This is a genomic window from Kurthia huakuii LAM0618, assembly GCF_000505545.1.
GTDB lineage: Bacteria > Bacillota > Bacilli > Bacillales_A > Planococcaceae > Kurthia > Kurthia huakuii.
This window is the reverse complement of the sequence record NZ_AYTB01000012.1, coordinates 1-23,911: the sequence shown is the minus strand read 5'-3', so window position 1 is coordinate 23,911 and position 23,911 is coordinate 1. Positions and strand designations below refer to the sequence as shown.

Below are 23,911 nucleotides of genomic sequence, written 5' to 3'. Positions count from 1 at the left end.
TTTCGAGAAAGTGCATAAATTTGCGTAAAACTCATGTAGAACAAGCGGAGATTTTCTCGATATGCTATTATATTACTTAAAATAGAATAGAAGGGCGATATACAGATGAAAAAGAACTCGACACTGTGGGATTTAGTGTTTTATGTAGCGATCCCATTAGTGATTTGGCATATGCGCGATAAAATCGGCTTGTCCGATTATATGGCAATGGTCATTTCGGCAGGAATCGGCATTGTTTATGGTTTGTATATGTTCAACAAACAAAAGAAGTTGAATGTTTTCGGAACATTTATTTTGACCGATTTAATTATCACGATGCTCATTACCGTATTTTCCGGGTCAGCGATGAATTTATTATGGAATAATGTATATTATACATATGTACTCGCAGGTGTGTATTTTGTATCCGTAGTCATCAAAAAACCACTCATGCTTTATATGGCACTTGATTTATTTGCGATTGATCCAGAACGTCGCGTGCGTATGCTACCCATTTTCCATACAAAGAAAGTAAAATTATTGTTCGTCGTATTTACGTTAGCAATTGTCATAAAAGAAATTTTATCGGCGATGTTCCAAGGCTATTTAATTACACAATATGGTGTGAATGCGTACGATAAAGGGATTTTAGTGAAGCAAGGCATGAATATTGGCTTTATGGTCATTACGTTTATTTTAGTGATGCTCATTATGAAAGAAGCGGGTAATCATATGACTGAAGAAGAACGCGAAAAATTTTTCGGAGGCTAGGGGACAACCTAGTCTTTTTTTGTGCCATTAAAAAAACTAGGAAACGAAGCACCTAGTTGATTATTTATGAAATCGATTTTTTAAGAAGCATAAAATCGTTATGGTATTGGTGATAATGCAAGCTAAATGTTTCTTCGACATGACGTTCTAACGTTGCTTTTGTTCTTTTTTCAATAAGTTGTGTCACATGAAGTTGCTGTGCTAATGTTTGAACTTCAGGCGTTTGTTTATCGGTAATTAAGACAATTTGCGCTGAATAATCAAGATTGCGAATTTGACGCGCTAACGCAAATGTTTCTGGTTGATCGTGTCGAATAGAAATAAAGAAACTATCTGCTTGATAAGCATCTAAATAATTTAAGATCGATTGTGGTTTGCGTGTTGTTAAAACTTGATAAATTGTATATTCTTTTAATTTTGCTAATTGGTAGATTGAATTGTGAACCGTATTAATATCGCTATAGTCTTGCTCGAAAATAATAATTCGCATGAAATCGACCTCCTTAAAATGAATCACGCGAATCATATTATGACATCATTCGACAAAATACGCAACAAAAAAATACTGTAAAACAAAAAAATGTTACTCGCCAGTCTATAAAAAAATAAAATATCGAAATTATGGATATTTTATGTGCTCCACGCGATGTTTTTTTGTCTAGTACATAAAAATGTAAAAGAAACTTTTATTTTTAACGATTCTTAAAGCTTTTTTCTTTTATAATAGACAAAGAGTATAAAATGAACGAAGTTAGTAGGAGGGTTTTACATGAGCACAGTGGAAGAAAAACGTGCAGCATACGTTGAAGAGAAATTAAAAGAAGACGGCTATCGTAATTTAAAGACAGCACGTAAACGTTGGATTTTCGGTCTTTTTGGCGTGCATAAATTTTATTTAAATCATATGGGAAGCGGCTTAGCTATTTTAACGCTAACATTAGCATTCCTATTTGCCTTTTTAACCGATATCGGTTTTGTTGCACTAGCTATTGCAATTATTTGGTGGATTGTGGACCTTTTCCGTTTGCCAAAACTAGTGGAACAAGCAAATATTGTACAACGTGAATATTACGAAGAAGAAGCGGAACGCCGCATTCACAAATAAACAGCAAGAGGCTAGGACATCAGATGAGCATAAGGAAAACCGGAATCGCGCGGTGGCGCGGTTCCGGTTTTTTTGTGGCGAACGCTAAAAAAGGAACAGGACATGTTTTGTCAAAGCCTCTTTTTTTAAGGCAATACAATTTTGCCATCCATATAGGTCATACCTTCATAAATAAATTCACCTTTGACAACAAAACCTTTATAATATAGCGTTTCAGCCTCGAAATTTTCTGGATCACCCGTTGGATTATAAAGTACATAACCAGGAGCTAATTTACCATCTAAAAATAATTTGTCGTCATAAACGATATAATCTTCAGCTAAATCTCCTTCAATGAACAGTTGACTATTAAAAACAACGGTATCGCCATAAAGGAGCCCATCAAAATACAGTCGATTTTTATAAATCGCAAATCCTTTTTTTAATACACCATCTTCATATAATTGCTTGTTTGGTGCTAATACGATGCCATCCTTAATTTTCCCGTTTACATAAAGTTTATCTTTGTAAATGATTTTGCCAACTGCGCGCATCGAACTGTTATACAAAACACCTTTGTATAACACAAGAGAGTACACAACACGGCCATTTCGATACAATGTATTGCCGGTCACATAATAATTTTTTGTATCGAGTTTGCCATTTTTATAAAGTTTATCATTGTGAATACCGCTATACAGCTTGCCATTTTTATAAAGCTTTTTGTTGTAAGTGACATACCCTTTTACCGTTTTGCTCGTTTTTGTATGAACGAGTTTGCCATTTTTTGTTTTATAGCTTGCGGCATCCGCTGGCAACGTCGCTAATGTTAGAGAACTTGCCAATGCGAGTGCTGTTAAAATATGGAGTTGTCGTTTCATTATTTCACGTCCTTCTAAGTACTATAACGACCAATTTTGTCGAAAGTTAAGGACGTGTTTGCAGAAGTTACGCAATAATCTCCACATCTTTTGTCAACATATGAATAATAGTTTCGGCAACATCACTCGCTAGCTCTAATTGAGATGTAAAACCAACACATGAACAGTTAATTTCCCCAAGCATATAAGTATCATTACCGAAGTCATCGGTATCTAAAATAAAGTCGGCCGTCCAAATGAGCGGTAGATCGTAATTGCCTAAACGCGCCATAATCCCCGGCAGTGCATCGAGGAAAGTATCGATTAAATCACGCCAATCATCGGGTGAATCATAACGATAGTGTGCACCAGAGAATAGCGTTGCGCTAAAGGCATCTGCATGAGTTGCTGGTTTTTTATGCACGACATTAATCGGGCGATCGCCAAGCATTAATAAACGAACTTCCCCTTCAGCGATACGTGATAAAAAGGGCATATCGACAAGCATACCGTTGTCGCCAACGATGTATTGCTCACAAAATGTCATGAAATCGCCAATATCAAAATATTCGACATGATTGTCTTTTGCTTCAGTACATTTAATGCGTGTCGTAAGTGGAAGCGGCGTAGTGGTAGTTGGTTGTTCAATGGCAACGCGCCAAATACCTTCACCTGTAGAACCACGATTTTGCTTTAATACACGCTCACCGGTTGCTAATGACTGCGGGAACTGCTCTTTAAATTGTGCAATCGTATAATACGCATACGTGTCATTCGCGACGAATGGTGTGTCTGTTAAGTGTACGAGCGCATCTTTCGCACCGTATTTGATCATCGCATCTGGATGTGGCATTCCCATCACACCAGTTGCGCAAAGTTCACGCAACATATCAAAATACAGTGCTTCATCTTTTAAATTTCCTGGGTTAATACGCGATACGTACGCTAGAGCATGTTCGCTCACATAATTAAAAATTTGTTCTTTACGCGCACTATCAAAGAAAATTACCTCCGCATCATAACCACGAATTTTTAATGCTTCTACCATTGGCAATGTATCCGGTCGATACCCATCTGCACCCTTATCACTACCACCTTGTACTTCGAAAAAAATGACCTTTTCTCTCATTTGTAACGCCTCCTTTAAATGTATTGAAATTTCCTATTTTTAATATAAAGGATTTTTTTGTAAAATTCATTCGTTTTTTTGTAAATTAATAGTAATAAAGTTGTGAATATAAAGAGCTATGAATGCAAAAAGAGAAATCACGTAACAAGGTGATTTCTCTGGCTACATTATTTTTCTGGAATTTGGAACTTTTCCCGCAAGATAGCAGTTAACGGAATGCTTCTCGCTAGTTTTTAATAACATTTGTCGGATAGCTAATCGTACCATAAGACGTATGAATCGTAATCGGTGCAGGTGTGGCTACAAGCGATGAAAACAACCATTTACGCCCAGCAGGAGAGGTAATAATATAACAAGCTTCAGCACCAAAAAACGTAATCGATGTCGTTGAAGGCAAGGACCCTAGACGAGTCGGTATTTCATAAGCATTCATGACTGCAAGTGCTTGTTCAATATGCGGCATGACAAAGCCGATTTCGCCGATATTTAAGATGGTTTGAGCGGAAAACACTTCATATGCGGCATCAGACACTTCATTACGCCGCGCAATCAATTCCATAATATTTCCAGCAGGGTCGTAAAAATAAACAGAATGTGCATCAATCGCTTCAAAATGAATTTCATCTTGTCCATTTTCGACAACGAGTTCCGTATGTTGCTCTAGCCACTTTTTAGCATCATAAAAAGCATTACGTGGAACATTAAACGCCATGTGATAGGTGTAAGAATCCGCTCCTTTGATAAATGTGAGTTTGCTCGTACCAACGATCACTGTCGCGCTTGCTGCTTGCTGTGTAACAGAAAAGCCCATCGCGCCGTAAAACGAAGCTGTCTCTTCTACATTGGCGATTTGACAAATGACTTCATGAATCTCCATCGAACCCCTCCTAGTTGTATGAAAAGAGGACGCCCACATAGATGGATGTCCTCGTTCTTCATTCGTTAACGTGATAATTTTTTTAAGCCGAAGTACCCGACAAATAACGCGATACTTTGGAATAAGAAATAAAATGCGAGCATTAATGTTAAGCTAATCGCCGCATAGCTCGGACGAACTAGTAGCAATAAGGCAACAACTAAACATAATAAATTGAAAATCATTGCTACCCAATACCATGATTTATTGGCGCGCATCGCTTGAATTTCAATTAAGTTACCACATACTTCAATTAAGAACCAAATGGCAAAAATAATCCCAATAACGGTCACGCCGCCTGTTGGATACACACATAAATATAAACCGAGTGCTGCAATGGTAATGCCAGTAATTAAACGAAATGTTGGTCCGTTACCTGTTTTCTTTTTAACGCGGAAATAAATCCAGATGTCTGATAACCCTTTTACGAGCGCAATAATTGCACACGTAATGACAATTACTTTTAGCGTGCCAACGGGGTTGATAAATAAAAATAGGGCTAGTACTAGACTCAAAACGGCTAGCACGAGTGTAAATTGACTCACTTTTTTCATAGCATCCAACTCCTTTGTTCAAGCGTACCATATCTGATGTTGAAAATTTACTATATTTAACAAAAAACATCAAGAATTAAACGTTTATTTTTTAATTTGCAGGGAAGATTCATAACAGGAGGCGATATAATTGGTAACAAAAATTCAAAAAGTGAACGATGTTATAACGATTAATTCAGGAGATAAAACGTATGAACTTCCCGGAGCGGATCCTAAGATTTTAGTGGAAGCTACGTTAGCATCTTGCGCCGTAAAAACAATGCGCGAAGTATTAGAACGTGATGGCATTGCTTACAATGAAAGTGATTTAGCGGCAGAGGTAGAAGGCACGTTATCAGAGTCAGGTGTAAAACGTTTTACACATTTTGATTTAAAACTAACGTACCCATCATTCCCATCCGAATATGATGAAGACAAATTCTTAATTACAGTTGAACGCGGCTGTATTATCGGAAATACGCTGAAAAATGAGGCAACGGTGGCATTCACAAAAGCATAAAATATCATAAAAAGGAGAAGTCGCAATAAATCGACTTCTCCTTTTTTTAAGGTAAAAATTTATCAATCGTTTTATCGGATACGGATAAATAATGCTTTGAAATCGTATCAAGTGAACGGTGACCTGTTTGCTCGGCAATCGTTGCGAGATCGGCTCCTTTTTCATGCATATCTGTGACAAGCGTCTTTCGGAAGTTGTAGCCGGATAAGCCGGTCCATTTATTTAAATCATTTAAATAACTACGCTCTGTTACGTGCTTGCTACGATATTTTTTGCCATATTGGTTCGCAATCATTTGCCCAACAAAATAATCATCGCTTTTTAAGTCGTATTCTTGTATATATAAGCGCACAGCTTGCAGTACTTCATCGGTTAAACGTTTTGTTTTAAAGAGCTTTTGTTTTTTTAAATAGACATCGACCGTATGACTCGCTAAATCAAAATCCCGAATTTGTAAGGCAACCATCTCGTTTGGACGATTGCCTGTAATTAGGTTGACGAGACAAATAGCGCGCCCACGTACATCAAGGAGCGAAAGTGCTTCTTTTAGTTGCATCGAATCTACCGGTTTTTTCCCTTTGATTTGTTTTTGACGTGCAAATTGTTCGTCGTTAAATAAGTTTCGTAAATATGCAGTTTCTTTTAAATACGTTTCATCATTTAAAAAAGTATAGCCATAATCTACTTTCAATAGTTTTTTGATGGCTGCTAAACGTTTTTCGAACGTTGTTTTTTTCACTTTTTCATCAGTAATTGAATAATATAAATAATCGTACATGCTCGCTGGCGATAATGCTTGATGGGTATGTTCGACATATGCGCGATAATTTTTAATGTCATGCTTATAAGAATCAGGGATATGACTTTCAAAGGCGGTGCGCTCTGCGTCGCGTCGTGCATGCCGACGACGAGTTTCAAATTCTTCGATGCCGACGATTTTTTGTTCGCTCACGTTGCTCATCCTTTCGTACGTTAATCTCGTAAATTGTAGCATATTTCATAGTGGAAGTCGCATAGCAATAAGGAATTCCGTCGGTTGAATAAATAAAATTTAACGCCTTTAACAGCATTTGACTGAATAAGCCTCGATGAATTTTCCTCAAAATAGTTTTTTTGAGGAAAATATTGGGTATTGTATTACATTATTTAAATTTAATATGGATGTGTTTGTTGTGCACAAATTAGTTGCAGAAGCAATTGGTACGTTCGTTCTTGTACTATTCGGTACAGGGACAGCTGTTTTAGGCGGTGGCGTTGAAGGTATTGGCACTTTAGGGATTGCTATGGCTTTTGGTTTGTCAATCGTTGCGATGGCGTATTGTATAGGGACCATTTCTGGCTGTCACGTCAACCCAGCAGTATCAATTGCGATGTTCGTCAATAAGCGTATTACAGCAACAGAACTTGTTTATTATGTTGTTGGTCAACTCATTGGTGGTATTTTAGGTTCCTTGATCTTATTCACATTCTTAAAAATGTCTGATTTACCTACCATCAATATGGGACAAAATAGTTTTGGTGATTTAGGTGCTGGTGGGGCATTATTGGCTGAATTTATTTTAACGTTCGTCTTTGTCCTTGTCATCATCGTTGTAACAGGGCGCAATGGCAATGCGAACTTAGCCGGTTTGGTCATCGGTTTTACGTTAGTGCTCATTCATTTACTAGGTATTCCGTTGACAGGTACATCTGTCAACCCAGCGCGTAGTTTAGGGCCAGCTATTTTTGTTGGGGGAGAGGCGTTAGCTCAAATATGGGTGTTTATTATCGCGCCAATTGCAGGTGGGGTTGTAGCAGCTCTTCTTGGCAAAATGTTGTTCCATTCAGAACATGGGCACGAATCGCTCACAAATAAAGACATTGATTAAAAATAAGGATTTCTTAGAATCATTCTGAGAAATCCTTATATTTTACATAAATTTACAATAAAAGTTGTGAAAAACATAAAAATTTAAAAGATTTATATACAGTTCACTTTGTATAATAAACATAAAGTGAGGTGGGTAAATGAATTTTGAAGTATTTGATTTAGCATTTGAACAATTATTTCACGCAACACAGCAAGCTGGAGAACATTTTAAACGGTTAATGGAATATGAAAGTTTTTGCATCTTAGAGCAATATAAACAGATGATTTGGCGATGTCGTGAAGTGTTTTCATTCAATTATGACCTATACTTAATGCACTGTACATTGCATGATGAGCCTACTAAAAAAATGTTGGCAGTGGCAATTGATATGCGCATAACACAATTTATACATTTAGTGAATGAAACCCATGAAGCAGTAGCAAAGTGGGGCGAATATGTACGATTCAATGATATTACATTATTGATGAATGAAATACTTGATACACTCGATCATTCGCTTGTTTTTTTAAGTGAACGTTATCAATAAATTAAAAAAAGAGAAATCGCGTACTCGTCGCAATTTCTCTTTTTTTTATTTTTCTTCTTCTTCGTTAAACCATAATGGGTCCATATCATCGATATCGCCATTGTAGTTGATGAATACTTCTTCGCCAGCTTTAATATCTTTATAAGCAGAGAAGTCGAATGTTTCGTTGTCGAAGTTAATATCGTACGTTGCGTTTGGTTCATATGAATGGTTGAATAGCATACCGTAGCCTAATAAAATAGCTGAACGACCAATACCATATTCAAATGCATAGTCTGCAAATACTGTTTTTTCGATATATTGGTGCTCTTCATTTGGATAAGCTAAAACCGGTGCTTGATGGAAAAGTGTGCCAGCAGGGATGTCAACAGTTGCGAAGACGCCGCGACCACTCACTTCTGAATTTTTAATTTCAATCATAGTTGTGTTGTTTCTCCTAATTGCGTAATAATGTTCCATTACTAACTGTAACATGAATTTAAGCGGAACGGTTGATTTTTTTACTGCTGTTCATGTAAATTAGGCTAATGACAATGCAAGCAATCATCATGACTGTACCAGCGATAAACCAGCCACCTTGATTTGTGACTATGCCAGGGATATACAATGCCATACTGATTGCGAGGCCTAACATCATCATACCGGTTGCACGACATAGCGCGCGCTCATTATAGTGCGACTTTTCGTCGGCAGACATCGTATTATACCCAGCGATTAGAAAAGCTCCTTTACCGTTAAAAAGGAAGCCGCTCGTAATTATAAATAAAATAATGATTACTAACAATAAAATCATTTCGTCACCCCTCTCTAAAGAGTTTACAGTATTTAGGCAGTTGTTGCACGGTGAAAATGTGGACAGTCGGCACACCAAAAAACCCTTATCTAAAATACTGCACACGATGCGCTTTAGAAAAAGGTGTTTTTGGTTTTGTTACTAAATTATCTACACAGTTCTAGAACTTCTTCGCCAAAGTGGGAACCAAAGTGGGAACGTTATAAAAATGTCTCGCTATATCTTTTTAAGAAAGCGTGCTATAATAGGCTTTCAAGACATTTAAAAAGGACTGAACTTAACTTGATTAATATTGAAATGCCGAAGCCAACCGTTGTCATTCAGCAACGCGAACAACAACTGAAAGAAGGAGACACACCGATTACGCCTTTCCACGGTTTTATTGATTTACACAAAATCACGCGTGAAAAAGGCGGCATCTTCTTATTTTATAATGAAGCAAACGAAGTATTATTCGTTGGTAAAGCACGTAAAATTCGTCAACGTGTGAAAAAACACTTTGAAGATAACGTATCACCAATGAAAAATCACCGCGATGAAGTATTCAAAATCGAAGTATACGAAATTGAAGACCCAATGGAACGTGAAATTTACGAAACATACGCTATCAATGCATTTGAAGCCAAATACAATGTAGAGAAAGTATTTTTCGGAGAATAAATAAAAAGAGCAACCGCCTAATCGCGCTTGCTCTTTTTTTTAATGTCTTACTAATTTTCCGTCATTCATTTCATAAATGATATCACAGTAGTGAAGAATGCTTTCATCATGTGTGACGATAACCGCTGCTTTATTGCGCTCATGAACTTCATGCGCAATCAACGCAACAATTTCATCACTGCGATTAGAGTCTAATGCTGCAGTTGGTTCATCGGCTAAAATAAGGTCTGGGTCGTTCATAAACGCCCTAGCAATCGCCACACGTTGCTTTTCACCACCAGATAAATGTTGAATATGTTGTTTTTTACGGTCGTTCATACCGACAGATTCTAATAATTCATCAGCACGCGCTTCATCCCACGTGCCATTTAAATCCGCTACTACTTTTAATTGATCTTTCACCGTTAAAAAAGGGACTAAATTAGATGCTTGGAAAATGTAGCCGATATTTTTTAAGCGCACATCCGCTAAGTCATTTTTTCCGTAATGCGTAATATTTTCACCATTGATTAATACATCGCCACTCGTTGGTGTTTGAAGAGCGCCAGCAATTGATAGCACCGTACTTTTACCACAGCCTGATGGCCCGATAATGGCTACTAATTCCCCTTTATTTACTTCGAAATTTAAATCTTGAACGACCGTTAATGTATCGTCGCCATCTTTGAATTGTTGTGTAATATTTTGAAGTTGTAATGTCATTATTCTACTCTCCCCATTGCTTGAATTGGATCAGCTTTCACAATGCTAATTGTTGATACGAGTGCGCCAAATAATGATACAGCTAACAGGGCCGCACTATATGTTAAGACGACTGCTGGATCAAAGACGAATGGCATTCCGGCAGGCATTAATGCAGGTAATAAATAAGCAAATAATGCAGCAAGCGCGATACTTGTCACCGATAAGACAAATACTTGTAACATCGTTGAACTAATTAATGAACGACTTTTTGCGCCAATCGCTTTTAAAATCCCAAATTGTTGTACTTTTTGAATCGTCATAATGTAGAAGAAAGCACCTAATACAAATACGGCGATAACGATTAAGAAGCTAAGCATCATATTCAGTGAGCTTTGTTCAGCGCTGTAACCAGGAATTTGTGCAACGACATCATCTTTTGTTGACCAATCCCCTTTAATTGTTTGTTTTGGTGTGCCATCTGTTGACACAAGTGCATTGTAACCGAAGCCCATTTTTTCCCACATTGCTGTTTTCATCACAACAACTGGTGTGTGGCTATATGTGAAGTGTTCTGTAAAACCGACAACTTTCACGTTTTTATCAACAGTTGGTAAATATAAAGTGGAGCCTAATTTAACGCCATCTTCTTGCATCGTTTTATCAACGATAACCTCATTTGTTTTTGATGGAGCCTTACCTTCGACAACCTCAGGTACAAGTTTTTGATTTTCGAATGTCATAAACGTACTATCGATTTTTTTACCATCTTTTCCTTTTTCAGCAGTTTGCATTTGAACGCCAAATGCGGTAGCATCTTTTGCTTTGTCTGCTTGTTCAATCGTAAACTGTGAACGATCTAGGCGACTTTCACTGTCTTTTGCGAGGTAGAAACTATTTACCTCCATTTGCTTCATTGACGAAGCATTATCATTTGCTAAACCATTTGCTAAGCCACTAATAATGAACACAAGTGCAGCGACAAAGAATAAAATAAACCCGATTAGTAGGTAACGTAATTTGAAAAATGTCATTTCTTTAATTGATAATGAAAACATATTCGTTCATCCTTTCGTTAAGTTGTTAACACAAGTATAAAACGCGTTTATGAATGGATTATGAACGACTATTAAAAAAAGAAGCTGGGACAAACCATTCCATACAAAAAACCGGAACCATGCCACAGCACGATTCCGGTTTTTCTTATGCTCATCTGAGAGGGTGTTGTTACACGTATGTCCCAACCTCCCTCATTTCTTATTTATAATGAACCGTAGCCCGTAAAATATTTACTCCAGTATCCGCTATGAATCGTATCGATTTTCACACCAGAGCTGGCAGCTGAAATCATTTGGCCATTGCCAATATAAAAACCAACATGCGAAATACCGCGTTTATATGTTCCGCTAAAAAATACTAAGTCACCAATGCGTGGTGTCGAAATTTTTGTAGCCATACTATAGTAGCCAGCTGCATTTGTGCGGCCGATATTTTTTCCTGATTGATTGTAAACGTAGTGAATAAAACCCGAACAATCAAAACCGCTTGGATTAGCACCACCAAATACATAAGGAACACCTAACTGCTTTTTCGCAATGGTTACAATGTCCCGTGAATTAGAAACAGGTATTATGGATGGTTTGCTGTTTGTAGAAGAGCCTTTCCTGAAACGATTAATTTTTGCCCAACAAAGATTGTAGTAGAAGATAAGTCATTTAAGCCCATCAATTTTTGGTAAGTTAGACCATACGTTGCGGCAATGCTACTTAAAGAGTCACCACTTCGAACAGTATACGTTGATGTTGTTGAATGAGAAGGCTTGTTGTCAGTAGAAGCTTGATGATTGGATGGCTTACTAGAAATCGTTAATTTTTGCCCAACAAAAATTGTAGTAGAAGATAAGTTGTTGACGCGCATTAATTTTTGATGTGTCGTACCATAGCGACTTGCTATAGCACTTAAGGAATCACCACGTTTCACCGTATATGTACTTTTAAGTGATGTGTTCGTTGAGGAATTGCTTGCCTGTGATGAAGTAGACTTCTTAATTTTTAATACTTGCCCAATATGAACGGTTGTCGAGGAAAGGCCATTTTGCTGCATAATTTTCTTATAGGATACACCGTATTTTGCGCCAATTTTACTTAAGGAGTCACCTGCTTTAACCGTATATGTTGCTGCAGAAGCATCGGTTGTTGCGGTAAAAGCCATTGCCGTACCGAAAAATACAGTGGCTGCTGTTTTTGTAGAATTATTCATATAGATGATTCCCAATCTTAATAGTGTAACCTTTATTGTAAAAAATAAATATGACAGTTTAATAACGAACAAAAGATAAATTTTCATAGAATAATACAATACTATTATTTTTATGACGTAAACATATAATTTATACGTTATTTGAAACATTTGAAACTATATTACTGTAACATATTCATGTATATTTACGGTTTTTGATATAATTTCAATGTGATTGTAATAGTTTGTTAACAAAAAAAGAGCCAGCGCTTTAAGCGTGTCCCTTCTTTCTGGATTTTAATAATTAATTATGTATGGGGTCAATACATGCCGCGAGGAGTGTAACATAATGTGCATCTAATTTGCTAGCCGCTTCTTGTTTTAAAACAAACAATGCTTCTTGATGCGACATGGCTTTTTTATAGCAACGTTCAGCCGTCAGCGCATCAAAAACATCACTTACCGCAACAATTTTAGCCCACGGATGAATCATCTCGGCTGTTAAATGATAAGGATACCCGCTACCGTCTAAGCGTTCATGGTGTTGTACGACAACATCTTGAATGCAACGAGAGAATGCTGTATAGGCTTGCAAATAACGCAGTCCCCATACAGCATGCGCTTTAATTTCCTCAAATTCATCTTCTGTTAATTTTCCAGGTTTATTTAATACTTCAGCGCGTACAGATGTTTTCCCGACGTCATGTAACAATGCTGCTAGAGCAAGTTGCTGCAATTCACATGCAGACATCGTTGTTTTTGAAGCAATTGCAAGCGCATAGACGGTGACGTGAAATGAATGATGCAACAATGCTTCTTCATGCTCTAAGAGTTCTGATAATACTGCCACACAAGCGGAATTTTGTTGAATGGTTACAAATGCTTGCTGTAAAATCGGCTGAATATACTGTGTTGTTGCACTATCAGGTAAATCTATTTTTTGTGTTAATGATGTTAATAACGTAAGCACATCAACTTGTTCGACGCATTTTACGGTCCCCATTAAAATTCCCCTTTGCAAATGAATATTCTTAAAAAAGTATATTTATACTCATTTCGACTATTTTCGACGCATTTTTAAATAATTATACACTATTTCCACATATATTTCGCGAAAAAATAAAAAGCAAAAATCCTATTACTAAGATTTTTGCTTCTAGAAATTTAATCATTTAATGAAAAGTTTAACGCCATATGTTTTGTGCCAGTAGCCATCATGTCACCAAGCAATTGATTTGTATTTGTAAAGCAAAGCGCCGCCATTTCTTCATTAACTTGACCTAAATACGCTTGAATATCACTTTGTTGTAAGGCTTCTTTATCAGCATGTAGCTGCATATTTCGGCAACTTGCAACGGTTTTTTGTTCATAGGCACGATGGAAATCGCTGTATAAATCAAAATTGTGATCGCCTAGCAATGCAATCGTATGACTTAACCAATGTATTTTTGTAATATCAAATGTTGCGGTTGTGTCGCGATAGCAAGCGGGGGTATCGGTGACATTGGCATAAAAAGGTACGGCTGCATTGAATGTATTTGGACCAAATGCTAGCCAATGAATCCCAGCGATTTCAGCGGCGACATTTGGACGGATTTGTAAAATATGGCATTCTTGATTGCGATTGATGCCAATTGTACGGAACATAAATTTGGTATCCTCGCCACCTTCGCCATACGGATCAAATTCTGTATTCTCAAAATGAGAGCTCAGCGCCCATTTGACATCCTCAACAGAAATTTTACGGTTAGCGCGGCAAATGAATGGCAAGTTGTGCTCCATTGGTTGCTGCTCGATTTCCGGGTTGAAAAATTGTTGTACATACCATGCACGGGGGTTGTTATAGCGCGTATCTTTAATCGATGCGCTGCCAAAAATATGACGTAAATTATAGCCTTCAAAATCGGGGTTTAAATGATGCGCCGCAATAAAATCACGTAAACCTGCTGAATGTAATGTATCGGGTGACTCGAAATCGAAATCATCGATATTAAAGCGGTTTGGTGCTACGACATACGCATCATCTGGAATGCGCACGGCTGCCCAGTGATGTCCGCCAATCGTTTCCATATACCATACATTGTCAGCATCTGAGAAGGCGATGCCATTGGATTCATACGTCCCATATTTTTCTAAAATATGCCCTAAACGCTCAACACCTTCTTGCGCGGTGGAGATATATGGCAATACAAGCGTTAGCATATCCTCTTCACCAATACCACTTTCAACAAATGGGTCTGCACCGAGTACGCGTGCGTTTGTTGTAATCGTTTCTGTTGCCGTCATGGCTACGTTGGCGCTATTGATACCCGACTCTCCCCAAATACCAAACCCTTCTGCTGCATCGGGTGTTGACGTGTAACGCATTGGATTTTCCGGTAAATCGATTTCAAATGTACTTTGCATCGATTTGTAATGTCGTGGTTGTTGCTGTGGATTGATGACAACAAAACGTTGTGGATTGGATGATGCGCTCCCGCTATCTTCGTTACGAGCAATCATGGTTGAACCATCAATTGATGCATTTTTGCCGACTAAAATCGTTGTACATGAGCCTTCTTTTCGTTGTTGCATCGTATTCATCACCTAACTTTTCTATTTTTCATCCCAAATTATAGCATATATTTAAGAAACATAAGAAAAATCAACTACATTTGCACACCTCAACTTAGTGATTCTGAATCTTCCTGTCAATTGTCCATTGAAACGACGTGGTAATTCCCATAAACTTATAGTAAGTGGGAATTATACCCATCAAAAAAGGAGGAACATACATGTTTAAATTCGGTTACAAAAAAGTAGCTCCGAACGAAGCATTGATTATTTCCGGTAAAAATGTCGGAAAGGAGGGCGAGGCGGGCGTTTATATTAAAGATGGTCGCCGACTGCGCGTCGTACGTGGCGGAACAGTACTCGTGACACCATTCCAATCTGCTGATTCGATTTCATTGAACTCATTCCAAATTCCATTAAAAGCAGAAGGGATTTTAACGAAAGACGAAGTACCGATTACAGTCCATGCCACATCGACGATTAAAGTGGCCGATGAGCTTGAATCCGTTATTAAATTTGCCGAGCAATTTATGGGCAAAGCGGAAGAAGAAATTTCAAAAGAATTACGCGTTATTTTAGAAGGCAAGCTGCGGACAACCGTTGCAGAACAAGAAGCATTAGAAGTGAATAATGCGCGCGAAAACTTTATTCAAGTCGTCCAAGAAAAATCAGAATCGGATTTAAAAGCGATGGGTTTTAACGTCGTCAATTTCTCGTTAGACCGCGTATTAGATGCCGATGAATATGATTCTGAACTCGGTTATTTGAAAAATTTAGGGATTACGAAATTGGCTGAGTCGTCGAAACAAGCGCAAAATGCACGTTCAGATGCCGAACGTCAAATTGAAGAAAATAAGGCGACGAATGCGCAATTAACAGAAAAAGCAAAAAGTGAATCCGATATTGAAATTACACGCCAACGTACGGATTTACAGCTTGAACAAACGAAAGCAGCGAATGATTTAGAATTAGAAAAAACACGCCGCGAGCGCGAACTAAATGAACAACGTGCGATTGCGAAACAGGCGTATGAGAAAAAGCAAGCTGAGCTAGAGCTAGACTTAATTGAAAAGGAAACACAGGCGAAGCGCGAACGTGAAAAATCACAGTTAGAGCTAAAGGAATTAGCCAAACAGCAAGCGGTTATTGACGCGCAAATTACGGCCGAACAAGAAGTCATTTCAAACGATGCGAAAGCGCGGATTGCTGAGCGTACAGCTGAAGCGGATGCGCGTTCAAAAGAAATGCAACTTCAAGTAGAGAACGATGCCATTGCACGTAAAAACCAAATTGAAATTGATGCGATTCGCGATAGAGGGATTGCTGAAGCGGAAGCCATTAAAATGAAAGCGGAAGCGATGAAAGAGTATGGTGAAGCCGCGATTGCCGAAATGTTAATTAAAGCTTTACCAGAATTTGCGCGTGCGGTCGCAGAACCTCTTGCCTCGATTGATAACGTGCAAGTAATGGATTTTGGCGCTGAAGGTGGTGGTGTTCAAAGCGTTGCTGGGAATACTGTTGGCGTCATGGCGATGGTGCAAAAATCATTGAAAGAAACGACCGGTATTGATGTTAAAGATTTACTAGAAACGAATGCCTCTTATGGTCGAAATTATTTAGCGACAAAGCCTGAACCGGAACAAGCGCTAGAGAATGATTATCCAATCAATGTTGAAACGATGTCAGCAGAACAATTGGAAAATTTTGAAGTTAATATTGACGATGATACGAATCGTTAAACGAAAAAAAATCGCGTAACCTACGCGGTTTTTTTCATCAAATAAAAATTTGACTTTTCAAAAAAGTTGTTTTATATTAAGTGCGAGTCAAATAAAAATCCACTGGAAGTGCCTTTGCGAAGGGCTGAGACCAACGTTGACGTTGGAATTCCTTGAACCTGATCCAGTTTGTACTGGCGTAGGAAAGTGGTACGGTAATCATACATAAGATTTTTTGTGCATGCACTTTTTCGTATCCCACTTTCTTTTAGAAGTGGGATTTTTGTTTTTCTCGGAAAGGGGAGAACATCATGAATTTTGCGGTAACGCCGTATCATGCAACAATCGCGCACATTTTAGAAGGGCTTGCAGAAGCTATATACGATTACATTTATGTTCGGCATAAAGAACCCCAACACATTATCGAAGCATTGCTTGCAGCAGGCATCCCAAAAGAACAGCTTATCGCTCATCGCGATATTTCACTTGTTACTACATACGATGTTGCGGGTGTACACTTTCGCGAAACAGATTGTCTTCAAGTATTTAAACAGCAGTTTCCAAATAAACTCGCCGGACAGTCTGTACATAGTCAGGAGGCTGCTATTATCGCCGCTTCACAACAGGCCGATTATCTCTTTTTCGGGCATGTATTTCCAAGCGCCTCGAAGCAACAACAAACGCCGAAAGGACTCACAACATTACAGCGCGTTTGTCAGGCGGTATCGATTCCAGTCATTGCAATTGGTGGTATGCATATAGGCGTTGAACAACAAATACGTGCTGTAGGGGCGCATGGCATGGCGATGATTTCATCCATTTTCTCACGCTTTGATGTTCTTGTTGTCGGCGGCGGTGTGATGGGCTGTGCTACGGCATGGCGCTTAGCAGAAGCTGGTCAACGTGTTGCCGTTATCGAGCAACAAACAATCGGTAGCGGCGCGTCGAATGCAGCGGGCGGCATGTTAGGCGCACAAAACGAATGGGCCGAGGAAAATCCGCTTCAACCGTTTGCACTTGAAGCGCGCGAAGCCTACCCCGCATTGCAGCGTGAACTGCTTGCGTTGACAGGAATCGATATTGAATGGCAAAATGCCGGGCTTATTAAAGTAGCTGATACAGCGCTCGAGCAACAAGCACTTACGACACAATATGCTTACTGGCAACAGCACGAAGTAGCGTGGTTTGACGATGTCTCGCAATGCGATGCGTATGTTCATGCTGCATGTGGCTTGTATTTTCAACGTGACGGACAAGTCAACGCACGACAACTTACCGAAGCGTATAAACAAGCGATGCTCCGTTATGATGTGCAAGTGTTTGAGCACGAGCAAGTTGTCGATGTTTTTGATGGCGGAGTTCGCACAATACACCAAACATTATTTGCCGATAAAGTCGTCGTGACAACAGGGGCGTGGGGTGATGCTGATTGTGTATCACCGGTCAAGGGAGAATGTGTCATGCTTCATGCACCAGATGTTCAGTTGGAGAAAACGATTTTTCATGCAAATGGCTGCTATATCGTGCCGAAAGCCAATCACCGCTTTTTAATTGGCGCAACGTCGATTGCAAATGATTTTTCGCGCCATGTAACAGCAAAAGGCGTGCAATGGCTACTCGACCAAGCTCTGCGCATCGTCCCAGCACTCGCAACAGCCGCGATAGTCGAGACGTGGACGGGCTTACGCCCACAAACGCGAGATGGCTTGCCGCTTATGGGGCTTCATCCGACGATTCCAAATGTTTATGTACATCAAGGGCATTACCGCAATGGCATTTTATTAAGTCATTGTCTTAGCGAGAAAATGGCACGGCTTATACTAGGAGATCGCGCTATATTGACGCAAGTTGAGGCGTTTTCACCAAGTCGTTTGATGAAGGAGGTGAGCACATGACCATTACCGTAAACGGGCATAACATGGACATTCCTTTAAGCTGTAACACGATAGCTCAATTATTAGCGCATTTAAAATTAAAAGAAACATTAGCAATTGTAGAGCAAAATGGCCATATTTTATCAAAAAAGACTTATGCAACACAACAACTTCATCAGCAAGATACGATTGAAATCGTACAATTTGTAGGGGGCGGCTAATATGCTAAAAATCGGACAACATACATTTGAATCCCATTTATTTTTAGGGACGGGAAAATTTGAAAACTTTACAGTGCAAAAAGAAGCGGTTGAGGCATCGGGGACAAATGTGTTAACGTTTGCGGTACAACGCATGAATATATTTGAGCCACAGCAACCTAATTTTTTAGAACAAATTAATGTGCAGGATTATACGTTATTACCAAATACCGCCGGGGCGAAAAATGCGGAAGAAGCGGTGCGCATTGCGAAACTTGCACAAGCATCAGGACTTTGCGATATGGTAAAAGTTGAAATTATCGGCTGCGCGAAAACGCTACTGCCTGACCCGGTAGAAACGTTACGAGCGACAGAAATGTTACTCGCAGAAGGATTTACAGTATTACCATACACTTCTGATGATGTGGTATTAGCGCGCAAGCTGCAAGAACTAGGATGCCATGCGGTGATGCCAGGTGCTTCGCCAATTGGATCGGGGCAAGGAATTATTAATCCGTACAATTTACGCCATATTATCGAGCAAGCGACAGTACCAGTCATTGTGGATGCAGGGCTTGGCTCCGCAAAAGATGCAGCAGAGGCAATGGAGCTTGGTGCAAATGGTGTGTTATTAAATACAGCTGTATCGGGGGCGCGTAATCCCGTACTGATGGCTACAGCGATGAAACTTGCCGTAGAAGCAGGGCGCGCAAGCTATGAAGCGGGTCGTATTGACAAGCGTCATTACGCGATGCCTTCAAGTCCTGTAGCGGAGCTTTTATGATGAGCGAGCGCTATTCTCGTCAGCAACTCTTTTGGGGGGAAGCGGCACAAAAGGAGCTGGCCGCAAAACATGTAGCGGTGATTGGTGTTGGGGCCATTGGTGCAACGGCGGCAGATTTACTCGTGCGCGCGGGCATTGGACGACTCACGCTCGTTGACCGCGATTATGTTGAGCTGTCGAATTTGCATCGCCAATCTTTGTATACAGTTGCAGATGCAGAGGAAGCGTATCCGAAGGCATTAGCCGCAAAAAAACATTTAGCAAGCGTAAATCCAGAAGTAATAATCGACGCGCATGTCCAAGATGCAGATCAAGGATTTTTTCAATCGCTTGCAGCGGAGCATGTGGATTTAATCATTGATGCAACGGACAATTTTGAAACGCGGTTACTGTTAAATGACTGTGCGCATTATTACAAAATACCGTGGATTTACGGTGCTTGTGTAGGCGCCCAAAGCATTTGTTATTTTATAGAACCTGAAAAAACACCTTGTTTACATTGCCTTGTTGATCAAATTCCGCTAGACGGTCCAACGTGTGATACGGTAGGAATTTTAGCTCCTGCTGCACAGATTACAGCGAATCTACAAGTAGCCGAAGCATTGAAATTTTTGACGGGCCATACCGACAAATTGCATCGCAATGTCATTGCTGTTAATATATGGGATTTTCACATTGCAGAGCTGTCACTTCAAGACTGTCGCAACTTGTCGTGCTCAACGTGTGGAGACGCTAGAACCTATCCTTTTATGCAGCGCACACAACAAACAGATTTTGCAGTCCTGTGCGGTAGACAAACTGTGCAAATTCGGCCAAAGCAACGGACACTCGACTTTGACGCTTGGATCACGCATTTACAGCAGCGCCTTGTATTATTAAAACGAAATCCATATTTAGCATCATTTGATGTAGAAGGTCATAAAGTCGTTGTTTTTAAAGAAGGACGCTTATTGATACATGGTATGACCGACCCAACACAAGCGAAAAAACTATATTATCGTTATTTTACGATGTAACGACAAAAAGGATTCTTTGCCTATTGGCGTTAGAATCCTTTTTCGTATTATTGCGCGCAATGTTTTGCGGCAATGTAGCCAAATGTCATACCAGGACCTAATGTAGCGCCAGGACCAGGATACGATTCGCCCATTACAGAGGCAGAGCAATTCCCGGCAGCATAGACACCGGCAATTGGCGCGCCACCTGTTCTTAAAATACGTGCCTTTGTATCAATGACGACACCACCCTTTGTGCCAATATCACCTGGGTAGACACGCATCGCATAAAATGGCGCTTCTGCAATGACATCTAAGTTTGGATTTTTAAGCGTAGGGTCGCCGTAATAACGGTCATGTGCCGATTCTCCGCGATGGAAATCCTCATCGATGCCGTTGCGTGCAAAACCGTTAAAGCGGTCAATGGTTTGCTGTAACTGCTCCGGTGGAAGTTCCATTTTCTGAGCTAATTCGGTAATCGTCGGCGCCGCAAGTACAATATCGTTATCATAATAATCTTTTGGGAAATCTTGACCAGGGAATAGTCCGGCAAAAATATAACGTTTTTTCGCTTTTTTATCTAAAATAAGCCATGCTTAGCGCTTGCAAAATGAGTGAACAGTTGCTACTCATCCGTGTTGCTATTAATTTACAAAAATTGTATGATGATAAAAATTACCTCGTTGTATTAGGCAGGGGGAGCGACTAGTGGATAAAGAACAATTGCGTGGCAGTTTGGATTTGTTAGTGCTTTCACGTATTCTTCAGCAACAGAATTATGGTGGCGGTATTATTCAGGATATTTTACGCGATAGTAATGAACAATTAGAAATTAGCGAAGGGTCACTCTATTCATTATTAAAACGACTAGAGAAAAAGCAGCTCATTGTATCTCATTGGGAGTCTACACAACGCCGTAAATATTATCAATTAACAAAAAAAGGTATGTTTTATGTTGAACAAAAACTGGCAGATTGGCGTTTGTTAAATCAGCTGATTGAGTCAGCGATAGGGGAGGATAAACATGACGATTGAGTCGTATGTACAGCAAATTTTACAGCGTGTAGAAATTTCAAAGCGCCAGCACTATGATTTAACAACTGAAATGACAACGTATTTAGAAGAAAAAAAGCAACACTACAAGCAGCAAGGATTAAGTGAAGAAGCGGCACTTGAGCGGACATTTAGAGATTTTGGTGAAATCGAAGCGGTAGGGAAGTCATTATCAACAGCATTATTTCCACAACGACGATGGGCATTATGGTATTTAGCGTTCGCTGCAGTAGTATATGCAGTACTTGTAGGAACGGTCGTTGCGGTTAAACCGCCACTTATTTGGAGCATCCTACTATGCGTTAGTGCACTTATTAGCATCGCATTCATACGCAAACAATTTTACATCGCGCACTATCGCGGGCTCTTTTTACTATTTTGTAGTATGCACATAGTACTGTGGGCAATAGGGATACTGTATCTAGATCAGGCACAGGGCATTGTATTATTCATGTTACGTGGATGTAGTATCCTTTACTTAGGAGCCATTATTTATAATATTTGCTTAGGTGCCTTATATCAACCAATTATTCAACAATATGAAGCATTATCATTTAAAAAACGGACATTTACCATTATGATAAATGCGATAAGTGGCATCGTAATAATTAGTTACTTTTTATTGTTCGTTGCAGGCGTATGGTTTTTTGGCATCGATTCGACTAATTTAACCTATACATTAGAGTCTCTCCAAATGTTAGTCATTCCAACAACTATGTTGTGCTGCTGGTTTGCTGTTATTATGGCTTCTAAGCTACACCGCTATATGATTCCAGTTAGTTGGGTTATTCAATTAGCACTACTATGCGCTGTCGTTATTCGGTTTTATAGCTAAAAAATAATAAAAAGGAGAAACCCCTCTTTATGTAGAGTGGTATGCAAGAGAGGGTGTCAAGGATGCTGATTTTCATGCTATGATAATTAACAAACAATGGAAGAAGGTAGGGGCAATGAATTATATTTGTCTACATGGCTTAGGGAGTACGCGCCATTATTTTCAAGAGCTGCAATCATTACTAGAGGCAGTTCATTTTTCTGCAATCGATTTACCTGGTCATGGGGACGAACCACCATTAGAAAATACTACATTAGCAACTCTCATTGAATGGCTACATGCAAAAATAACAAAACCAGTCACCCTTATTGGGCATTCGTTTGGCGGTACACTAGTACTTGCTTACGCACAAGCCTTTCCAGATAATGTAGTGCAGGTCATGTTGTTAGATGGTGGCTATTTACAATCACGTGACTTAGGCGTCACATTGGCTGAGGAAATGGCAGGGGCACGCCAATTTGTAGCACAAATGACGTTTCCATCATTTGAAGCGATGTTAGAAGCGGAAAAAAAGCAAGCTACACGTTGGAATCCATTCATTGAAGAAGCGACCATGCAGCGCTTTTCGCCAACGAATAGTGGGGAAATCGCGCTGAAAATTAAGACAGAAACCGCTGTTGCATTGACGCAAATACAGTACCATTTTTCAATACCTACTGTTTCAGTTCCGGTAACATTATTGACTGCTACAGAGCCGCTTGAAATCGAAGACATACGTGAAAAGGCACGTCAACGGTTTATAAGTCGGCTTCCGCAAACAACAGTGATTCGAATCGAAGCGGGACACGATTTACTTGTAGATAATCCGCAAGACGTAGCGAACATTCTTAATGAAGAAAGGCGCGTATAATGAAAAAATTAGCGATTTTAATTGTTGTCGTAGCTATGATTGCCGGCATCGCTTATATGAAATATTCTTTCGAGAAACCTTCAGTGACGATCAAAGCAGCGCAAACACCTGTAGAAGTAACAGAAGGCACGTATTGCTGGAGCAGTTTAACATCTAGTGCATGTGTCGATAAGATTTCGCCGCCAGAAATAATACGCGCCGAGAAAATCGCGCCAACTATTGTCAAACCAGGCGCTACATTGCAATACAGCTTTAATCGTACGCCGCTAAAAGATTCTACAGCATTGTCATTGTGGATGAATGAGGATAACGAAGAAAAAAATGTTGCATTAAACAACAACACTTTTCAGGCGCCTAAAGAGTCTGGAATATATGTGTATAATTTATCTGCTAACTGGGATAGAGGCGACGTAAATTACGTATTTGCGATACAAGTTGAATGAAAAAGAGGCTGGGACAAAAGAAAAAATGTGAGGCGATTTTGAAAA

At 39.4% G+C, this 23,911-nt stretch carries 30 protein-coding genes and 1 riboswitch; of the genes, 15 read left to right on the top strand and 15 right to left on the bottom strand.

Annotated elements, in window-relative coordinates; translation table 11 throughout:
• The first annotated feature begins 105 nt into the window (after positions 1-105).
• Entirely contained in the window at positions 106-750 is a 645-nt protein-coding gene (locus V514_RS0109050; RefSeq protein ID WP_029499636.1) for a VC0807 family protein, read from the top strand.
• Positions 751-814: 64 nt separating this feature from the next.
• Here V514_RS0109050 and V514_RS0109045 read toward each other — a convergent pair whose 3' ends face one another.
• Positions 815-1,240: a response regulator gene (locus tag V514_RS0109045; RefSeq protein WP_029499635.1), complete on the bottom strand. Its 426-nt coding sequence runs from the start codon at positions 1,238-1,240 to the stop codon at positions 815-817.
• A gap of 279 nt (positions 1,241-1,519) precedes the next feature.
• On the opposite strand from V514_RS0109045, the gene V514_RS0109040 reads away from it, so the two are divergent.
• Entirely contained in the window at positions 1,520-1,855 is a 336-nt protein-coding gene (locus V514_RS0109040) for a TM2 domain-containing protein (protein WP_029499634.1), read from the top strand.
• Between the two features lie 125 nt (positions 1,856-1,980).
• Here the strand turns inward: V514_RS0109040 and V514_RS0109035 are convergent, their stop codons facing one another.
• From V514_RS0109035 to V514_RS0109020, 4 genes are all read right to left on the bottom strand, one after another.
• The gene (locus V514_RS0109035; protein WP_029499633.1) at positions 1,981-2,715 is read right to left on the bottom strand and encodes a hypothetical protein; all 735 of its coding nucleotides are present in this window, start codon (positions 2,713-2,715) and stop codon (positions 1,981-1,983) included.
• A gap of 67 nt (positions 2,716-2,782) precedes the next feature.
• The gene (locus V514_RS0109030) at positions 2,783-3,823 is read right to left on the bottom strand and encodes a Cj0069 family protein (protein ID WP_029499632.1); all 1,041 of its coding nucleotides are present in this window, start codon (positions 3,821-3,823) and stop codon (positions 2,783-2,785) included.
• A 226-nt stretch (positions 3,824-4,049) separates the two neighbouring features.
• Positions 4,050-4,700: a VOC family protein gene (locus V514_RS19705; protein WP_029499631.1), complete on the bottom strand. Its 651-nt coding sequence runs from the start codon at positions 4,698-4,700 to the stop codon at positions 4,050-4,052.
• A 65-nt stretch (positions 4,701-4,765) separates the two neighbouring features.
• Positions 4,766-5,293 carry an HdeD family acid-resistance protein gene (locus V514_RS0109020; protein ID WP_029499630.1) on the bottom strand — a complete coding sequence of 176 codons (528 nt, stop codon included), beginning with the start codon at positions 5,291-5,293 and terminating at the stop codon, positions 4,766-4,768.
• Between the two features lie 130 nt (positions 5,294-5,423).
• Here V514_RS0109020 and V514_RS0109015 point away from each other — a divergent pair, with 130 nt between their 5' ends.
• Positions 5,424-5,792 (top strand): OsmC family protein, encoded by a 369-nt coding sequence (locus V514_RS0109015; protein ID WP_029499629.1) that lies wholly within the window; start codon positions 5,424-5,426, stop codon positions 5,790-5,792.
• Between the two features lie 46 nt (positions 5,793-5,838).
• On the opposite strand, the gene V514_RS0109010 is transcribed toward V514_RS0109015, so the two are convergent.
• Complete coding sequence (locus V514_RS0109010) at positions 5,839-6,753, bottom strand: tyrosine-type recombinase/integrase (protein WP_235073218.1); 915 nt, start codon at positions 6,751-6,753, stop codon at positions 5,839-5,841.
• Between the two features lie 196 nt (positions 6,754-6,949).
• On the opposite strand from V514_RS0109010, the gene V514_RS0109005 reads away from it, so the two are divergent.
• Positions 6,950-7,660: an MIP family channel protein gene (locus tag V514_RS0109005; RefSeq protein WP_035944606.1), complete on the top strand. Its 711-nt coding sequence runs from the start codon at positions 6,950-6,952 to the stop codon at positions 7,658-7,660.
• 139 nt (positions 7,661-7,799) lie between these two features.
• Positions 7,800-8,189 carry a hypothetical protein gene (locus V514_RS0109000; protein WP_029499626.1) on the top strand — a complete coding sequence of 130 codons (390 nt, stop codon included), beginning with the start codon at positions 7,800-7,802 and terminating at the stop codon, positions 8,187-8,189.
• A 45-nt stretch (positions 8,190-8,234) separates the two neighbouring features.
• On the opposite strand, the gene V514_RS0108995 is transcribed toward V514_RS0109000, so the two are convergent.
• Both V514_RS0108995 and V514_RS0108990 read right to left on the bottom strand, forming a co-directional pair.
• Complete coding sequence (locus V514_RS0108995; protein ID WP_029499625.1) at positions 8,235-8,609, bottom strand: SET domain-containing protein; 375 nt, start codon at positions 8,607-8,609, stop codon at positions 8,235-8,237.
• A gap of 58 nt (positions 8,610-8,667) precedes the next feature.
• On the bottom strand, positions 8,668-8,982 hold the full coding sequence (locus V514_RS0108990) for a DUF3784 domain-containing protein (RefSeq protein ID WP_029499624.1): 315 nt from the start codon (positions 8,980-8,982) through the stop codon (positions 8,668-8,670).
• A gap of 282 nt (positions 8,983-9,264) precedes the next feature.
• Between V514_RS0108990 and V514_RS0108985 the strand changes: the two genes are divergently transcribed.
• Positions 9,265-9,642 carry a nucleotide excision repair endonuclease gene (locus V514_RS0108985; RefSeq protein WP_029499623.1) on the top strand — a complete coding sequence of 126 codons (378 nt, stop codon included), beginning with the start codon at positions 9,265-9,267 and terminating at the stop codon, positions 9,640-9,642.
• Positions 9,643-9,681: 39 nt separating this feature from the next.
• Here the strand turns inward: V514_RS0108985 and V514_RS0108980 are convergent, their stop codons facing one another.
• The 6 genes from V514_RS0108980 to V514_RS0108960 form a co-directional block, all read right to left on the bottom strand.
• A complete protein-coding gene (locus V514_RS0108980) occupies positions 9,682-10,344 on the bottom strand; it encodes an ABC transporter ATP-binding protein (RefSeq protein ID WP_029499622.1) in 663 nt (220 codons plus the stop codon).
• On the bottom strand, positions 10,344-11,381 hold the full coding sequence (locus V514_RS0108975) for an ABC transporter permease (protein ID WP_029499621.1): 1,038 nt from the start codon (positions 11,379-11,381) through the stop codon (positions 10,344-10,346). The genes V514_RS0108980 and V514_RS0108975 overlap by 1 nt, the downstream gene beginning before the upstream one ends.
• A gap of 203 nt (positions 11,382-11,584) precedes the next feature.
• Positions 11,585-11,845 (bottom strand): NlpC/P60 family protein, encoded by a 261-nt coding sequence (locus V514_RS20625; RefSeq protein ID WP_235073247.1) that lies wholly within the window; start codon positions 11,843-11,845, stop codon positions 11,585-11,587.
• A gap of 107 nt (positions 11,846-11,952) precedes the next feature.
• The gene (locus tag V514_RS19695; protein ID WP_051392448.1) at positions 11,953-12,582 is read right to left on the bottom strand and encodes a LysM peptidoglycan-binding domain-containing protein; all 630 of its coding nucleotides are present in this window, start codon (positions 12,580-12,582) and stop codon (positions 11,953-11,955) included.
• A 283-nt stretch (positions 12,583-12,865) separates the two neighbouring features.
• Positions 12,866-13,564, bottom strand: coding sequence for an HD-GYP domain-containing protein (locus tag V514_RS18940; protein WP_029499620.1), 699 nt, complete (start codon positions 13,562-13,564; stop codon positions 12,866-12,868).
• Positions 13,565-13,725: 161 nt separating this feature from the next.
• Complete coding sequence (locus V514_RS0108960; protein WP_235073240.1) at positions 13,726-15,144, bottom strand: C69 family dipeptidase; 1,419 nt, start codon at positions 15,142-15,144, stop codon at positions 13,726-13,728.
• Between the two features lie 191 nt (positions 15,145-15,335).
• Between V514_RS0108960 and V514_RS0108955 the strand changes: the two genes are divergently transcribed.
• The 5 genes from V514_RS0108955 to V514_RS0108935 all read left to right on the top strand — a co-directional run bounded on the left by V514_RS0108955 (position 15,336) and on the right by V514_RS0108935 (position 20,706).
• Positions 15,336-16,853, top strand: a complete 1,518-nt coding sequence (locus V514_RS0108955) for a flotillin family protein (protein WP_029499618.1) — start codon at positions 15,336-15,338, stop codon at positions 16,851-16,853.
• 94 nt (positions 16,854-16,947) lie between these two features.
• Positions 16,948-17,055: riboswitch (TPP riboswitch) on the top strand.
• 88 nt (positions 17,056-17,143) lie between these two features.
• Positions 17,144-18,727: a glycine oxidase ThiO gene (gene thiO / locus V514_RS18935; RefSeq protein WP_029499617.1), complete on the top strand. Its 1,584-nt coding sequence runs from the start codon at positions 17,144-17,146 to the stop codon at positions 18,725-18,727.
• Positions 18,724-18,927: a sulfur carrier protein ThiS gene (gene thiS / locus V514_RS0108945; RefSeq protein ID WP_029499616.1), complete on the top strand. Its 204-nt coding sequence runs from the start codon at positions 18,724-18,726 to the stop codon at positions 18,925-18,927. Before thiO ends, thiS begins: the two co-directional genes overlap by 4 nt.
• Before the next feature lies 1 nt (position 18,928).
• Complete coding sequence (locus tag V514_RS0108940) at positions 18,929-19,690, top strand: thiazole synthase (RefSeq protein ID WP_029499615.1); 762 nt, start codon at positions 18,929-18,931, stop codon at positions 19,688-19,690.
• The gene (locus V514_RS0108935) at positions 19,687-20,706 is read left to right on the top strand and encodes a ThiF family adenylyltransferase (protein WP_235073216.1); all 1,020 of its coding nucleotides are present in this window, start codon (positions 19,687-19,689) and stop codon (positions 20,704-20,706) included. The genes V514_RS0108940 and V514_RS0108935 overlap by 4 nt, the downstream gene beginning before the upstream one ends.
• A 47-nt stretch (positions 20,707-20,753) precedes the next feature.
• Here the strand turns inward: V514_RS0108935 and V514_RS0108930 are convergent, their stop codons facing one another.
• Positions 20,754-21,185 (bottom strand): FAD-binding protein, encoded by a 432-nt coding sequence (locus tag V514_RS0108930; protein ID WP_268744212.1) that lies wholly within the window; start codon positions 21,183-21,185, stop codon positions 20,754-20,756.
• A gap of 208 nt (positions 21,186-21,393) precedes the next feature.
• Here V514_RS0108930 and V514_RS0108925 point away from each other — a divergent pair, with 208 nt between their 5' ends.
• From V514_RS0108925 to V514_RS0108910, 4 genes are all read left to right on the top strand, one after another.
• Positions 21,394-21,720 carry a PadR family transcriptional regulator gene (locus V514_RS0108925; protein ID WP_029499612.1) on the top strand — a complete coding sequence of 109 codons (327 nt, stop codon included), beginning with the start codon at positions 21,394-21,396 and terminating at the stop codon, positions 21,718-21,720.
• A complete protein-coding gene (locus V514_RS0108920; protein WP_029499611.1) occupies positions 21,710-22,573 on the top strand; it encodes a permease prefix domain 1-containing protein in 864 nt (287 codons plus the stop codon). Before V514_RS0108925 ends, V514_RS0108920 begins: the two co-directional genes overlap by 11 nt.
• A 115-nt stretch (positions 22,574-22,688) precedes the next feature.
• Positions 22,689-23,423, top strand: a complete 735-nt coding sequence (locus V514_RS0108915) for an alpha/beta fold hydrolase (protein ID WP_029499610.1) — start codon at positions 22,689-22,691, stop codon at positions 23,421-23,423.
• Entirely contained in the window at positions 23,423-23,866 is a 444-nt protein-coding gene (locus tag V514_RS0108910; protein WP_029499609.1) for a hypothetical protein, read from the top strand. The genes V514_RS0108915 and V514_RS0108910 overlap by 1 nt, the downstream gene beginning before the upstream one ends.
• Positions 23,867-23,911 lie beyond the last annotated feature (45 nt).